The organism is Anaerotruncus massiliensis (ex Togo et al. 2026), from assembly GCF_900199635.1.
Classification (GTDB): domain Bacteria; phylum Bacillota; class Clostridia; order Oscillospirales; family Ruminococcaceae; genus Anaerotruncus; species Anaerotruncus massiliensis.
On record NZ_LT962687.1, the window covers coordinates 932,980 to 946,883 of the forward strand.

At 64.8% G+C, this 13,904-nt stretch carries 10 protein-coding genes; 8 read left to right on the forward strand and 2 right to left on the reverse strand.

Annotated elements, in window-relative coordinates; all coding sequences use genetic code 11:
- Positions 1-261 precede the first annotated feature (261 nt).
- From C1A13_RS05025 to rlmH, 3 genes are all read left to right on the forward strand, one after another.
- Positions 262-1,545: a UDP-N-acetylglucosamine 1-carboxyvinyltransferase gene (locus C1A13_RS05025; protein ID WP_101553182.1), complete on the forward strand. Its 1,284-nt coding sequence runs from the start codon at positions 262-264 to the stop codon at positions 1,543-1,545.
- 65 nt (positions 1,546-1,610) lie between these two features.
- Complete coding sequence (locus C1A13_RS05030; RefSeq protein ID WP_101549700.1) at positions 1,611-2,405, forward strand: MBL fold metallo-hydrolase; 795 nt, start codon at positions 1,611-1,613, stop codon at positions 2,403-2,405.
- Positions 2,402-2,884 (forward strand): 23S rRNA (pseudouridine(1915)-N(3))-methyltransferase RlmH, encoded by a 483-nt coding sequence (rlmH, locus tag C1A13_RS05035; RefSeq protein WP_101549702.1) that lies wholly within the window; start codon positions 2,402-2,404, stop codon positions 2,882-2,884. Before C1A13_RS05030 ends, rlmH begins: the two co-directional genes overlap by 4 nt.
- A 447-nt stretch (positions 2,885-3,331) precedes the next feature.
- Here the strand turns inward: rlmH and C1A13_RS05040 are convergent, their stop codons facing one another.
- On the reverse strand, positions 3,332-4,195 hold the full coding sequence (locus C1A13_RS05040; protein ID WP_101549704.1) for a polysaccharide deacetylase family protein: 864 nt from the start codon (positions 4,193-4,195) through the stop codon (positions 3,332-3,334).
- A 157-nt stretch (positions 4,196-4,352) separates the two neighbouring features.
- On the opposite strand from C1A13_RS05040, the gene C1A13_RS05045 reads away from it, so the two are divergent.
- Positions 4,353-5,624 carry a DEAD/DEAH box helicase gene (locus tag C1A13_RS05045; protein ID WP_101549707.1) on the forward strand — a complete coding sequence of 424 codons (1,272 nt, stop codon included), beginning with the start codon at positions 4,353-4,355 and terminating at the stop codon, positions 5,622-5,624.
- A gap of 82 nt (positions 5,625-5,706) precedes the next feature.
- On the opposite strand, the gene C1A13_RS05050 is transcribed toward C1A13_RS05045, so the two are convergent.
- Positions 5,707-6,075, reverse strand: a complete 369-nt coding sequence (locus C1A13_RS05050) for a zinc-ribbon domain-containing protein (protein WP_101549709.1) — start codon at positions 6,073-6,075, stop codon at positions 5,707-5,709.
- 150 nt (positions 6,076-6,225) lie between these two features.
- On the opposite strand from C1A13_RS05050, the gene C1A13_RS05055 reads away from it, so the two are divergent.
- From C1A13_RS05055 to gltA, 4 genes are all read left to right on the forward strand, one after another.
- A complete protein-coding gene (locus tag C1A13_RS05055; protein ID WP_172439171.1) occupies positions 6,226-7,554 on the forward strand; it encodes a family 10 glycosylhydrolase in 1,329 nt (442 codons plus the stop codon).
- Between the two features lie 91 nt (positions 7,555-7,645).
- Positions 7,646-11,464: an N-acetylmuramoyl-L-alanine amidase gene (locus C1A13_RS05060; RefSeq protein WP_101549713.1), complete on the forward strand. Its 3,819-nt coding sequence runs from the start codon at positions 7,646-7,648 to the stop codon at positions 11,462-11,464.
- Positions 11,465-11,659: 195 nt separating this feature from the next.
- Positions 11,660-12,517 (forward strand): sulfide/dihydroorotate dehydrogenase-like FAD/NAD-binding protein, encoded by an 858-nt coding sequence (locus C1A13_RS05065; protein ID WP_101549715.1) that lies wholly within the window; start codon positions 11,660-11,662, stop codon positions 12,515-12,517.
- Positions 12,510-13,895 (forward strand): NADPH-dependent glutamate synthase, encoded by a 1,386-nt coding sequence (gene gltA, locus C1A13_RS05070; RefSeq protein ID WP_101549718.1) that lies wholly within the window; start codon positions 12,510-12,512, stop codon positions 13,893-13,895. The genes C1A13_RS05065 and gltA overlap by 8 nt, the downstream gene beginning before the upstream one ends.
- Positions 13,896-13,904 lie beyond the last annotated feature (9 nt).

Genomic DNA, 13,904 nt, shown 5'->3' on the forward strand with positions numbered 1-13,904 from the left:
CGCGGGGCGCGTTTTTGCCATCTTCCGGCAAAAAACGAGCCGGATTTTAAGAATCATCACAAAAATTCCTCTTTTATTTTGTGGGATGCGGTGATATACTATATGTATTGAAATGCGCCTTTGCCGCGCATCTGTTTGCCGCGCGCTTCGGCGCGGCGGACAACCTTTTGACAGGGAATCCTCTTCGCCCCGGCCGGACGCGCGTGAAGCCGGGGCGCGGCTTTGAAAAAATGTGTGGCGCGCGCGGAGAAGGCGGTCAAGATGGAAAAGTTTATTGTGCAGGGCGACACCCGGCTTTGCGGCGAGGTCACCATCAGCGGCGCGAAGAACGCGGCCGTTGCGATCATTCCGGCGACGATCCTGGCGCAGGGCAAATGCGTCATTGAAAATATCCCCAACATCAGCGACATCACGATGCTCTTCAAGATCCTGCGCGCGCTCGGCGCGTCGGTGCGGATGCTCGACCGCACCACCGTCGAGGTGGACACCACCTACATCACCGAGCCGGTCGTCCCCTATGAACTCGCGCGGTATATGCGCGCCTCCTACTACCTGCTGGGCACCCTGCTCTCCCGCTGCAACCGGGCGAGCGTCTCAATGCCGGGCGGGTGTAATTTCGGGGTCCGCCCGATCGACCAGCACATGAAGGGGTTTGAGGCGCTCGGCGCGACCGTCTCGATCGACAGCGGCATGATCAACACGAAAGCGGACATGCTGCTCGGCGCGCACATCTATTTCGACGTGGTGTCGGTCGGCGCGACGATCAACGTCATGCTCGCGTCGGTCAAGGCCAAGGGGATCACCATCCTCGAAAACTGCGCCAAGGAGCCCCACATCGTCGACCTGGCCAACTTCCTCAACTCGATGGGCGCGGACATCCGCGGCGCGGGCACCGACGTCATCAAAATTCACGGGGTGGACATCCTGCACGGGACCACCTATTCGATCATCCCCGACCAGATCGAGGCGGGCACCTATATGGTCGCCGCCGCGGCGACCGGCGGGGACGTGCTCGTCAAAAACGTCATCCCCAAGCACCTCGAGGCGATCACCGAAAAGCTCGAGAAGGCGGGCGCGGAGGTCACTGAATACGACGACTCGATCCGCGTGACGCGCGAGGGGGAGCTCTCCAAGGTCAACCTCAAGACGATGCCCCATCCCGGCTTCCCGACCGACATGCAGCCGCAGATGACCGCGCTGCTCTCGATGGCGAACGGGACGAGCATCGTGACCGAGGGCGTGTGGGACAACCGCTTCCGCTATGTCGACGAGCTGCGCCGGATGGGCGCGCAGATCCAGGTGGACGGCAAGGTCGCGGTCGTCGAGGGCGTGCCCCGGCTGACGGCCGCCCCGGTGCGCGCGGTCGACCTGCGCGCGGGCGCGGCGGTGCTGATCGCCGCGATGGCGGCCCACGGGGTCACCGAGATCGAGGACATCGAGCACATCGAGCGGGGCTACGAAAATATCGTGGAAAAGCTCGAGGCGCTCGGCGCCAATATCCGCAAGGTCGTGCTCCCCGACGGAGAGCTCAAGGCTGCGCTCTGACTTCCGGCCGGCTGTTTTTTGAGCCGGCCGTTTTCCTTATCCAAATTCGTTTCGGGAGGATGCCTATGGCCCGGTTTTGCACGCTGTTCTCCGGTTCCAGCGGGAACAGCACCTATATCGCCGCCTCCGACTCGGCGGTGCTCGTCGACGCGGGGCGCTCCTGCAAGCAGCTGCTGGCGGCGATGGAGTCCCGCGGCATCGAGCCGCGCTCGATCGGCGCGGTGCTCGTCACCCACGAGCACACCGACCATGTGAGCGGCCTGCGGGTGCTCCTCAAAAAGCTGGGCGTGCCCCTCTACGCCACGCCCGAGGTGCTCGAGCGGCTGCGGTGGGACGGGGTGCTCGTCCCGGGGCAGGAGGCGCATCCGGTGGAGCCGGGGACGCGCCTGACGGTCGGCTCGCTTGAGATCGACAGCTTCGACACGCCGCACGACAGCGCGCACAGCGTCGGGTACCGGATCCGGACCCCTGACGGGCGGCGGCTGGCGGTCGCCACCGACATGGGATACATAAGCGAAAACGTCGCGCAGATGCTGCGGGGCTGCGACCTTGTGATGCTCGAATCGAACTATGAGCCGGGGATGCTCAGCGCGTGCGACTACCCCTACTATCTGAAGCGGCGGATCGCCTCCAACACGGGGCATCTCTCGAACGAAGTCTGCGCGCAGGAGCTGATCGAGCTGGTCCGCACGGGGAGCACCCGCTTTGTGCTGGGGCACCTCTCGCAGAACAGCAACACCCCCGAGAACGCCTACCAGGCGTCCTACTGCGCGCTGACGGCGGGCGGGATGCGGGAGGGGATCGACTTCACGCTGACGGTCGCGTCGCGGTCGGGCCCGTCCGAGATGGTGGTGCTGTGATCGCGGTGCAGGTGATCGCGGTCGGCAGGCTCAAGGAGGCGTGGATGCGCGACGGCTGCGTGGAATATGTAAAGCGGCTGGGGCTGTGGAGCCGGGCGTCGGTCGTGGAGGTCGACGAATACCGGCTGGGGGAGAACCCCTCGCCCGCGCAGATTCGCGTCTGCGTGGAGAAGGAAGGGGAGCGCATCCTCGAGAAGATCCCGAAGGGCGCGCGGGTGGTGGCGATGTGCATCGAGGGGAAGACGCTCTCCTCCGAGGAGCTGGCGGACTACCTCGCGCGGGCGGCCGCGTCGGGCGCGGGGAGCCTTGCATTTGTGATCGGCGGTTCCCACGGGCTCTCCGACGCGGTGAAGGACGCCGCCTCGCTGCGGCTGTCGATGTCGCCGATGACCTTCCCGCACCAGCTCGCGCGGGTGCTGCTGCTCGAGCAGCTTTACCGCGCCTTCTCGATCAACGCGAACGCGAAATATCATAAATAAAAAGTTTCGCCCGCCTTTTCAAAGGCGGCGGGGTCGCGGGGCGGAGCCCCGCGCCGCTCGCCGCGGCGAGCGGAACGCCTGATTCACAATAGCCAAAAGTTTCGCCCGCCTTTTCAAAGGCGGCGGGGCCGCGGGGCGGAGCCCCGCGCCGCTCGCCGCAGCGAGCGGAACGCCCTCTCCTTCAGGCATATTTTTCGGTTCCTTTTTACAAGAGAAAAAGGAACGTTTCAGAGGCCGCCGGTTCGGCGGCCTCTCCTCTTCCCGGGGGCCTTTTTTCTTGTAAAAGGCCCCCGAACCCCCAAAATACGCTTGAAGCAGGGCCTGCGGGCCCGGGCTCAGGGCTCCGCCCTCGAAAAATCCCGGCGTTTTGAAAAAACGCCGGGACTTTTCTCACCCGCCGCCTTTTGAAAAAGGCGGGCGAAAACTTTTGGATCGGGCGGGCGAAACCTATTTGCGGGCGCGCTCGAGAATCGTCTGGAACGACGTGCCGTGCGGACGGTTGAACCGCCGCAGGTGGTAGAGCTGTTCTAGATCGCCCGTGATGTAGTTGAGCTTCTCCTCGCAGGTCAGCGCCGCCGAAAAGCCCATCCCCTGGATCACCGGCAGCGCCTCCTTGCTGATCTGCCCGAACGGGTAGGTGAAGCAGGTGGGCGTCCAGTCGAGGAACGCCGCGCATTCGTCCTGGAGCTTGCCGAGGTCCTCCTCCAGCATCGTCTGGTAGGCCGCCAGCCCCTCGCCCGACTTGCGCATCGAGCCGTGGCGGCCGTTCTGGTTCTCGTGCAGGTTGTAGGAGTGGTTCTGGATCTCCACGAGGCCGCTGTCCCGCATCTCGCGCAGCTCGTTCCACGTCGAGTGAGAATAGCGGATGTGATGGTCGTCCACCGCGGAATACTGGTCGGCGTACCGGCCCACAATGGAATAGACGGCCTTGAAGTCATACTCCTTCAGGATGGGGAAGACGTATTCGTGGAAGCTCTCGTACCCGTCGTCGAAGGTGATCATGACCGGGCGTTCGGGCAGCGGCGCGCCCTCCTCCACATAGGCGAGCAGGTCGGCGATCACGATCGGGGTATAGCCTTCCGTCTTCAGGTATTCCATGTCCGACCGGAACTCGTCGGGGGAGATGGTGTATTTGTTGAGCCGCGCCTGCTCCTTGAGCACGTGGTGGTACATCACGATCGGCAGTTCGATCCCGTCCGGTTCCGCCGGCGCGTTCGCGGACACCGCCCGGACGCCCTGCACGGCGATCCCGCCCAACGCCACCGCCAGCGCGAGGGCCAGCGGCAGGATCGCCCTGTTGATTGCCTTCATTGCGTCACTTCCCAAAGCGTTTTCTTCTGCATATCTATGCCCCGCGCGCCTGTCCATATGAGCATGGGGAATTTTTACTGGCAATCCGGCCGGGAGTATGGTATACTTACAGCTTACACAGTGAATGTGAATTGAGCAAAAGGAATCTGCACAACTTATGAAATTTGATCAACTGAAATTGATACCGCCCATCCTGCGCGCCGCGGCCGACGAGGGCTACACCGCCCCGTCCCCCATCCAGCAAAAGGCGATCCCCCCCGCGCTCGAGGGCCGCGACGTGCTCGGCTGCGCCCAGACGGGCACCGGCAAGACCGCCGCCTTCGCCATGCCGATTTTGCAGCGGCTCTCCGCCCGGAAGCCCCAGCCGGGCGCGCCGCGCGTCATCCGCGCGCTCGTGCTCACCCCGACCAGGGAGCTCGCGCTCCAGATTTCCGACAGCTTCAAGGCCTACGGCCACTACCTGCGCCTGCGCACCGCCGTCATCTTCGGGGGCGTCTCCCAGAACCCGCAGGTGGACGAGCTTCGACGCGGCGTCGACATTCTCGTCGCCACCCCCGGCAGGCTCAACGACCTGATCGGGCAGGGGTATATCGACCTTTCGCGCGTCGAGACGCTGGTGCTCGACGAGGCCGACCGGATGCTCGACATGGGCTTCATCCACGATGTGGAGAAGATCATCGCCCGGGTGCCGCAGAAGCGGCAGACCCTCTTTTTCTCCGCGACGATGCCCGAGAGCATCATGCGCCTGTGCGACCGCATCCTCACCGACCCGGTCAAAGTGGCGGTGGATCCCGTCTCCTCCCCCGTCGAGGTGATCGACCAGCGGCTCTATTTTGTGGATAAGCCCAACAAGCGCCGTCTGCTCGTGCACCTGCTCAAGGACCCGGGCATCGTTTCGGCGCTCGTGTTCACCTTTACCAAGCATGGCGCCGACCGGGTGGCCCGGGAGCTCGACAAGGCGGGCGTCGAGGCGCAGGCGATCCACGGCAACAAGAGCCAGAACGCCCGCCAGCGGGCGCTGAGCGCCTTTAAGGCGGGGGAGATCCGCGTGCTCGTGGCGACCGACATCGCCGCGCGCGGCATCGACATCGACGAGCTTTCCCACGTCATCAACTACGACCTGCCCAACATCCCCGAGACGTATGTGCACCGCATCGGGCGCACGGCGCGCGCGGGGCTGTCGGGGACGGCGATCTCCTTTTGCAGCATCGAGGAGATGGACGAGCTCAAGGAGATCGAGAAGCTGATCGGCAAAAAGATCCCCGTGGTGGAGGACCATCCCTACCCGATGGAGGTGTTCGAGGCGCCGCCCAAGCAGCCGCGCCCCCAGCGCCCGCCGCGCGAGCAGCGCGCCGCGAAGCCGAAGCCGGTGCGTCAGCAGCCGCAGAAGCAGCAAAAGCCCGCCGGACGTTCCCCGCGCAAGCACTGAAACCAAAAAGGCAGCCGCACAGCGGCTGCCTTTTTTGATTTTTTGGCATAAAACGCCGGGAATTTTTTCCGGGACGCAGGAATCAGAGCTTTGCGCCGCACCGATTGCAGTAGAGGCTGTCCTTCTGCTGCGGCGCGCCGCAGGCGGGGCAGCGGGGGAGGACGTTATTGCGCAGCAGGCGCAGCCCGCCCGGCGGCACCGTGATTTCCCCGCCGTGCGCGAGGCGGCGGCCGAGCGCGGGGTCGAGCTCGAAGACGCTCGCGCAGCGGGGGCAGGTAGCCAGATAGACCGAATCGTATTTGACGAGCGGGATGAAAAAGAAGTGGACGTAGCTGTAGCGGCGGCAGACGCTGAGGGACGCCGTTTCCCCGCAGGCGGGACAGGCCGCCGCGGAAACCTGTCCGGCGGGTACTACTTTGCTGTTCGCGCCGAATATACCTAGAAAGAACATCTCTGTCACCTCCGGAAACCGTTGGTACCAGTGTATACTAAATGTTGAAAAAGTCAACCGGAAAAGACAGATATTTGCTCGGGACACTTGACCGAATTGGGCAAAACGTGTAAAATTATGTTGAGTTATCGTGTGGAAAGGAAAATCAGCATGAAAAAGACGTTAAGCGTTATACTGTCGGTATTTCTGCTGGTTGGCATGGCCGGCTGCGGAAGCCGGGCTGCCGGCGATGACATCGCGGGAGGCCGGGGGGACGCCGCGCAGGCGGTCACCCTGAGCAGGACGGAAACGACAAGCGTGTACGGCGTGGAAGCGCCGGGCAGCGACGAAAACATTCTCCTCGGCGCCGGGCTGCTGGCGGCGAACGCCCCGCGGGAGGGGCAGAAGATCTCCTCCGCCCCGCAGGGGGAGGTGCGCGCCGTATGGATGTCCTACCTGACGCTCGAGCCGATGGTGAAGGGCAAGACGAAGGCGCAGTTCACCGCCAACGTCGGCGCGGCCTTCAAGAAGGCGGCCGACTTCGGCTTCAACACCGTGTTCGTGCAGGTGCGGCCGTTCGGTGACGCGCTCTACGCGTCCGACTTTTTCCCCTGGTCCCGCTACCTGACGGGCACCGAGGGGCAGGACCCCGGCTACGACCCGCTGGAAATCATGTGCGCGCTGGCGGACGAAGAGGGGCTGCGCATCGAGGCGTGGCTCAACCCCTACCGCGTGCGGATCGGCGACCAGCCGATGTCGAGCGACAACCAGGCGAAAATCTGGCTCAGCCAGGGCAGCGACGCGGCGCTCGAATGGAACGGCGGCGTCTACTACAATCCCGGCAGCCCCGCCGCGCGCAAGCTCATTGTGAACGGCGTGCGGGAGATCGTGCGGAACTATGATGTGGACGGCGTCCACTTTGACGACTACTTCTATCCGACGACCGATTTTGCCTTCGACAGCGCGACCTACCGCGCCTCGGGCTCGAACCTCTCCCAAGCCGACTGGCGGCGGGAAAACGTGGATATCCTCATCCGGGAGGTCTACGCGGCGATCAAGGAATCGAAGCCCGCCTGCCTCTTCGGCATCAGCCCGCAGGGCAACGTCAAGACCAACTATGAAAGCCAGTTCGCGGACGCGTCCGTCTGGCTCTCCAACCCCGGCTATGTCGACTACATCTGCCCGCAGGTCTACTACGGCTACGACAACGCGACCTGTCCCTACGCCGAGACGGTGAAGAAGTGGGCGGACATGATCAAGGTGGACGGCATCAAGCTCTATGTGGGCATCGGGGCCTACAAGATCGGCACCGAGGACACGTGGGCGGGCGCGGGCCGCGACGAGTGGCTCGGAACCACCGACCTGCTCGCCCGGATGGTGACGACCGCGCGGGACGCGAAGCATTACGGCGGCGTGGCCTTCTACAGCTATGAATCCCTCTTCGTTTCGCCGGGCAGGCAGATGCAGGCGGAGGAACGGAACCTCAAAAAGATTTTCTGACAGCCGTTGACGCGGGGCGGGTTCTCGGACCCGCCCCATACGGTATCCGGACAGGCCCCGCCGGGGCGGTCCGCGCGGGGAGGAAACCAGCTTGCCAAGAAACGGCCCCAACCGCAAAAAACTTGCCCTCGCCCTGTCGGCGGCGTTCATCCTGATGACGCTGCTGATGGGGGCTTTGGCGTTTCTCGGCGGGGATTTGATCGGCGGGGACGGGGCGGAAAGCCCGGACGCCGCCGTCATGGCTTCCGCGGACGGGGAACCGGAGTCCTCCGACGGGGAAGAGCCGCGGGACGCGGACAGTCCGGAGGAGTCCTCCGGGCCCGGGGAGGAACCGGAGGAGGAGCCCGAGCCCGAACCGGTCTACTTCAACGTCCCGGACGAGCTGCGGGCGGTGATGATCTCGGCGGGGACCGACTACCTGACGACCGACGCGCCGCTCTCGGCGGCGGAGCTGGGCGGCCAGCTCGACCGGGCGCTCGCGGCCGCGCAGGAGCTGACGATGAATTCGATCATCATCGACACGAAGTACCGCGACACCGTCCTCTTTACGAGCGACACGCTCGAGGCGGCGCCGCTTGAAATCGACGTGACCAGCTATCTCGCGGACAAGGCCCGCGAGATGGGCTTCTACGTCTACGCGACCTACGACGTGTCCGGCCTCGCGGGCGACGACGGCAAATATCTGCGCGCCGCCAACGCGGACGGGAGGACGCTCGACAGCGTGCGGGAGAACGTCGGCTCCTTTGCGGAAACGTACAAGCTGGACGGCATCCTGCTCGACGGGTACGAAAACCCCGCCGACGGGCAAAGCTACGCCCAGTACCTCGAAAACGGCGGCGGCGCTGGCTATCAGAACTACCTGCGGCAGGTGCCGTCGGCGCTCGTGAGCGCGGCGGCCTCCGCCGTGCGGGAGCGCGCGCCCGGCACCCAGGTGGGACTGCTGGCGGACGCCGTGTGGGAGAACGCCGCGGAAAACCCCGGCGGCACCGACACCAAGGCGGAGCGGACCGCGCTCGGCTACGGCAACGCGGACACGAAAGCGATGGTCGAGAGCGGGCTCTTCGACTTCGTGATGGTCAAAAACTACGGCTCCACCAACGAGGAGACGGCGCGGTTCGGCGTCGTGGCCGAGTGGTGGAAGCAGGTGGCGCGCGGCGCCGACACCACCCTTTACATGATGCACGCGGCCGACCGCGTGGGCACCCAGTCGATCGGCTGGACGGTCTACGAGCAGCTCACCAAGCAGGTCATCGACCTGCAGGAGCTGGGCGGCGTGTCGGGCAACGCGTTCAACTCCCTGGCGGCGCTCTCCGCCAACCCCGGCAACAGCACGACCACCCTCGTGCAGTACCTCAACAACGAGATCAACGAGCAGTGGGTGCTCACCCAGCTCGCCATCACCACCCCGCAGCAGATGACCTTCACGACCAAGGAGCAGTCGGTCACCTTCCAGGGCGCGTCCGACCCGCAGGCGGAGGTCACGATGAACGGGGAGACGATCCCCACCAACGAGAGCGGCTACTTCGCCATCCGCGAGGACCTGACGCCGGGGCTCAACACCTTCGCCTTTGTGCACAAGGGCAAGACCCTCACCTACAGCATCACGCGGCAGGTGCAGGTCATCAAGGAGGTCACCCCGACCGGCAAGCTGGCGGTCGACGGCGGCATGGAGGTCACCGTCTCGGTGCTCGCCTACGAGGACGCCAAGGTGAGCGCGAGCGTCGGCGGGCAGACGATCACCCTCTCCCAGACGGAGGACGAGACCGACGAGGCGGACTCGCTGTCCGGCTACAAGCGGTTCACCGGCGTGTTCACCGCGCCGAGCGCCTCCGCCTCCGCCACCACGATGGGCAACATCACCTTTACCGCCACCGCGCAGGGGGAGACCCAGTCGGTGGAGGGCGCGCTCGTCACCGTCAACAAGCGGGCGGTCATGGGCGAGGGGTCGGTCGTCTACGTCGTCGCCGACCAGGCGGAGACCTTCCCCATCAATACCCTCAACGACAACTCCAATTCGGGCTATTTCCCGCTGCCCAAGGGCACGGTGGACAAGACCTACGGGGACGAGATCGTCTACAAGAACGGCAGCGTCACCAAGACCTACTGGAAACTCGAATCGGGCGTGCGCGTCTATTCGGACGACATCAAGGCGTCGGGCGGCTCGATGCCCGACCAGAACGTCATCAGCGGCATGTCGGTCAAATCGTCGGGCGCCTACACGAGCGTCTCGCTGGAGATGGATCAGAAGGTGCCCTACAAGGTCGCCTACGACGGCTCGCAGATCATCTTCAAGTTCGACTACACCGCCCGTACCCCCGACTCCGACTCGATCAAGTCCAACGCGCTCTTCAAGTCGGCCAAATGGGAGGGCTCCAACCTCAACCTCACCCTCAAGAAGGCGGGCGGCTTCCTTGGCTACAAGGCGTACTACGAGGGCAACAGCCTCGTTTTGCGCTTCAACAATTCCCCCGGCTCCCTCTCGGGGGCGCGGATCGTGGTCGACCCCGGGCACGGCGGAAACGACCCGGGCAACCTCGGCTTCTATCCCGGCAAGGACGAGGCGGACATCAACCTCGCGGTGGCCAAAAAGCTCGTCAGCGACCTCAAAAGCCAGGGCGCGACGGTGCTGATGGCCGAGCCCGGCTCGACGATGGCCACCCGCATGGCGGCGGCCCGCGCCTTCAACGCGCAGGTGCTCGTCAGCGTCCACAGCAACTCCGCCCCCAACGTCAAGGCGACCGGCACCGAGGTCTACTACTTCTATCCCTTCTCCAAGCAGCTCGCGGCGAACATCTCCGCCAACGTCTCCAAGGCGCTCGGCTCGGACAACCGCGGCGCCAAGGCGGGGCTCTACTACATGACCCGCGAGAGCCAGTTCGCCTGCGTGCTCGCCGAGCTGGGCTTCATGTCCAACGAGGGGGAATATACCAAGCTGATCAACTCGAAATACCAGAGCCGCATGGCCGAGGCGATCGCCAACGGCATCAGCGCCTATCTCGGCGGCGCCAGCTCGGGGAGCTATTCCTCCAGCGGCGACGATGAGGACGAGGACGACGATGACGATGAGGACGGCGGGAACCTCCGCCTCAACGAGACGGAGCTCGACCTCGAGGTGGGCGACACCTTCCCGCTCAAGGTGAGCGGCGCGGGCGGCGCGGACGTCTCGTGGGAGACGGACGACAAGTCGGTCGCGACGGTCAATTCCTCCGGCAAGGTGGTCGCCAAGGGGGAGGGCAAAACCCGCATCACCGCCTACACCGACGACGACGAGGCGCGCTGCACCGTCTATGTCGGCGGGGGAAGCGGCGGCGACGGCGGCGACGTGACGAAGATCGTCGTCGAGGCGGATGAGGAGGAGATCGAGGTGGGGACCCGCACGACGCTTTCGGTGCGGGTGTCGCCCTCCGACGCGGACGACGACCGGGTCAAGTGGGTGACCGATGACGACGACATCGTCGAGCTCTCCAACCTCACGTCCTCCTCCTGCAAGGTGGAGGGCCTGCGGGACGGCACCGCCACGATCACCGCCATCGCGCGGGACGGCAGCGGGGTGCGCGGCTCGATCGACATCGTGGTGGGCACCGGCAAATATAAGCAGACCAGCAAGGACACGAGCAGTACCGCGCCCAAGAAGGGGGTCAAGGTCGAGGCGATCTCGATCGACGGGCCGTCGACCCTCTACGTGGGGGACGGGCGCTCGGTCTACACCGGCACGGTGTCGCCCGCCAACGCGGAGGACCCCGGCATCAAGTGGTCGGTGACCGACCGCGACATCCTCGAGCTCTATAACACCGACGACGAGAACGTCGTCAAGGTGGAGGGCCTCAAGGCGGGCACCGCCTACCTCGTGGGCGAGCCCTACGACAAGAGCAAGGTCGTCAAGAAGTTCAAGATCACCGTCAAAAAATGAGCATGCACAGATATAACAAACCTTCGCGTGCATTTTGCGAAGGTTTGTTATGTTTTTTCTGTTGCATGGGCGGGCGGATGCTGGTATAATAGAACGAGTGATAAAAAATTATTATTTTCTGGGAGATTTGATAAAAAATTAACTCTTTCAAAATGTGCTGTGCGTTGGCGCGCGGCCTGAAATAGGAGTGAGCGTATGTACAAGATTGTCAAGAAGCGGGCGCTGAACGACACGGTGACGCTGATGGAGATCGAGGCCCCGCACATCGCCAAAAAGGCGAAGGCGGGCCAGTTCATCATCTTCCGCGTCGACGAGCGGGGGGAGCGGGTGCCGCTGACCATCGCGGACTATGACCGCGAAAAGGGCACCGTGACGATCATCTTCCAGATCGTCGGCGCGTCCACCAAGCTGCTGAACACCCTCGGGGAGGGCGACAGCCTGCTCGACTTCGTCGGGCCGCTCGGCCAGCCGACCCACGTGGGGCCGGAGGTCAGGCGGGTGTGCGTGATCGGCGGCGGCGTGGGCACCGCGATCGCCTATCCGCAGGCCAAGGCGCTGCACGCGGCGGGGCTGGAGGTGGATATGATTGCGGGCTTCCGCTCGAAGGAGATCGTCATCCTCGAGGAGGAGATGAAGGCGGTCACCGACCATCTCTACCTGATGACCGACGACGGCAGCTACGGCGAGAAGGGGCTCGTCACCCAGAAGCTCGAGGAGCTCATCAAGGCGGGGAACCCGTACGACCTGGTCATCGCGATCGGGCCGGTGATCATGATGAAGTTCGTCGCCGCCGCGACGAAGCCCTACGGCATCAGGACGCTCGTCTCCCTCAACCCGATCATGGTCGACGGCACCGGCATGTGCGGCGGCTGCCGCGTCAGGGTCGGCGGGCAGACGAAATTCGCCTGCGTGGACGGCCCGGACTTCGACGGCCACGAGGTCGATTTCGACGAACTGATGAAGCGCAACAGCTTTTATAAGGAGCGCGAGATGGCCGACCGGGAGGACCCGGCGCACATCTGCCGCCTGACGGGAGGGAAACGCCATGCCTAACATGTCCTTAAAGAAGAACCCCATGCCGGAGCAGGCCCCCGACGTGCGCAACAAGAACTTTGAAGAGGTCGCGCTCGGCTATACCGCCGAGATGGCGGTGGACGAGGCGAAGCGCTGCCTCCACTGCAAGAACAGGCCGTGCGTCGCGGGCTGCCCGGTCAACGTACGGATTCCGGAGTTCATCGCGAAGGTGGCGGAGGGGGATTTTGCCGGCGCTTACCGGGAGATCGCCCTGACCAATTCGCTGCCCGCCGTCTGCGGGCGGGTGTGCCCGCAGGAGAACCAGTGCGAGGGCAAGTGCGTGCGCGGCGTCAAGGGGGAGCCGGTGGGCATCGGCCGCCTCGAGCGGTTCGTGGCCGACTGGTGGATGGAAAACGGCTCGGAGGAGCTTACCCGCCCCGCCTCCAACGGGCACCGGGTCGCAGTGGTCGGCGCCGGCCCGGCGGGGCTTACCTGCGCGGGCGACCTCGCCAGGATGGGGTATGAGGTCACCGTCTTCGAGGCGCTCCAGACGGCGGGCGGCGTGCTCGTCTACGGCATCCCGCAGTTTCGCCTCCCCAAGGAGATCGTCGCCCGCGAGGTGGGCGCGCTCGAAAGGCTCGGCGTGGAGATGAAGCCCGACATGGTCATCGGCAAGGTCGATTCGGTCGACGAGCTCTTCGAGCAGGGCTTTGAAGCGGTCTTTATCGGTTCGGGCGCGGGGCTCCCGAACTTTATGAACATCCCCGGCGAAAATCTGCTGGGGGTCTATTCCGCCAACGAGTACCTCACCCGCATCAACCTCATGAAGGCCTATCGCGAGGGGTACGACACCCCGATCGCCAGGAGCCGCAGGGTCGCCGTCGTGGGCGGCGGCAACGTGGCGATGGACGCGGCCCGCTGCGCCAAGCGGATGGGCGCGGAAGAGGTGTATATCGTCTACCGCCGCAGCGAGGTCGAGCTCCCGGCACGCGCCGAGGAGGTCCACCACGCCAAGGAGGAGGGGATCCTCTTCCAGCTCCTCCGGAATCCCGTGCAGATCCTCGGGGACGAAAACGGCCGCGTCAAGGCGATCGAGTGCGTCGAGATGGAGCTGGGCGAGCCGGACGCGTCGGGCCGCCGCCGCCCGATCGAAAAGCAGGGCAGCAACTTCACGATCGACGTGGACACGGTGATCATGGCGATCGGCACGAGCCCCAACCCGCTCATCCGGTCGACGACCACCGGGCTGGAGGCCAACAGAAAGGGCTGCCTCGTGGCGGACGAACGCGGCGCGACGACCAAACCGGGCGTGTTCGCGGGCGGCGACGCGGTGACGGGCGCGGCCACAGTCATCCTCGCGATGGGCGCGGGCAAGACCGCCGCCCAGTCGATCGACGAGTACATCAAATCCAAATAACCAGATTCC

Coding starts and splice junctions, on each gene's coding strand:
- C1A13_RS05045 (WP_101549707.1), top strand. CDS start 4,353: ATGAAATTTGATCAACTGAAATTGATACCGCCCATCCTGCGCGCCGCG.
- C1A13_RS05030 (WP_101549700.1), top strand. CDS start 1,611: ATGGCCCGGTTTTGCACGCTGTTCTCCGGTTCCAGCGGGAACAGCACC.
- gltA (WP_101549718.1), top strand. CDS start 12,510: ATGCCTAACATGTCCTTAAAGAAGAACCCCATGCCGGAGCAGGCCCCC.
- C1A13_RS05040 (WP_101549704.1), bottom strand. CDS start 4,195: ATGAAGGCAATCAACAGGGCGATCCTGCCGCTGGCCCTCGCGCTGGCG.
- C1A13_RS05025 (WP_101553182.1), top strand. CDS start 262: ATGGAAAAGTTTATTGTGCAGGGCGACACCCGGCTTTGCGGCGAGGTC.
- C1A13_RS05065 (WP_101549715.1), top strand. CDS start 11,660: ATGTACAAGATTGTCAAGAAGCGGGCGCTGAACGACACGGTGACGCTG.
- C1A13_RS05055 (WP_172439171.1), top strand. CDS start 6,226: ATGAAAAAGACGTTAAGCGTTATACTGTCGGTATTTCTGCTGGTTGGC.
- C1A13_RS05050 (WP_101549709.1), bottom strand. CDS start 6,075: ATGTTCTTTCTAGGTATATTCGGCGCGAACAGCAAAGTAGTACCCGCC.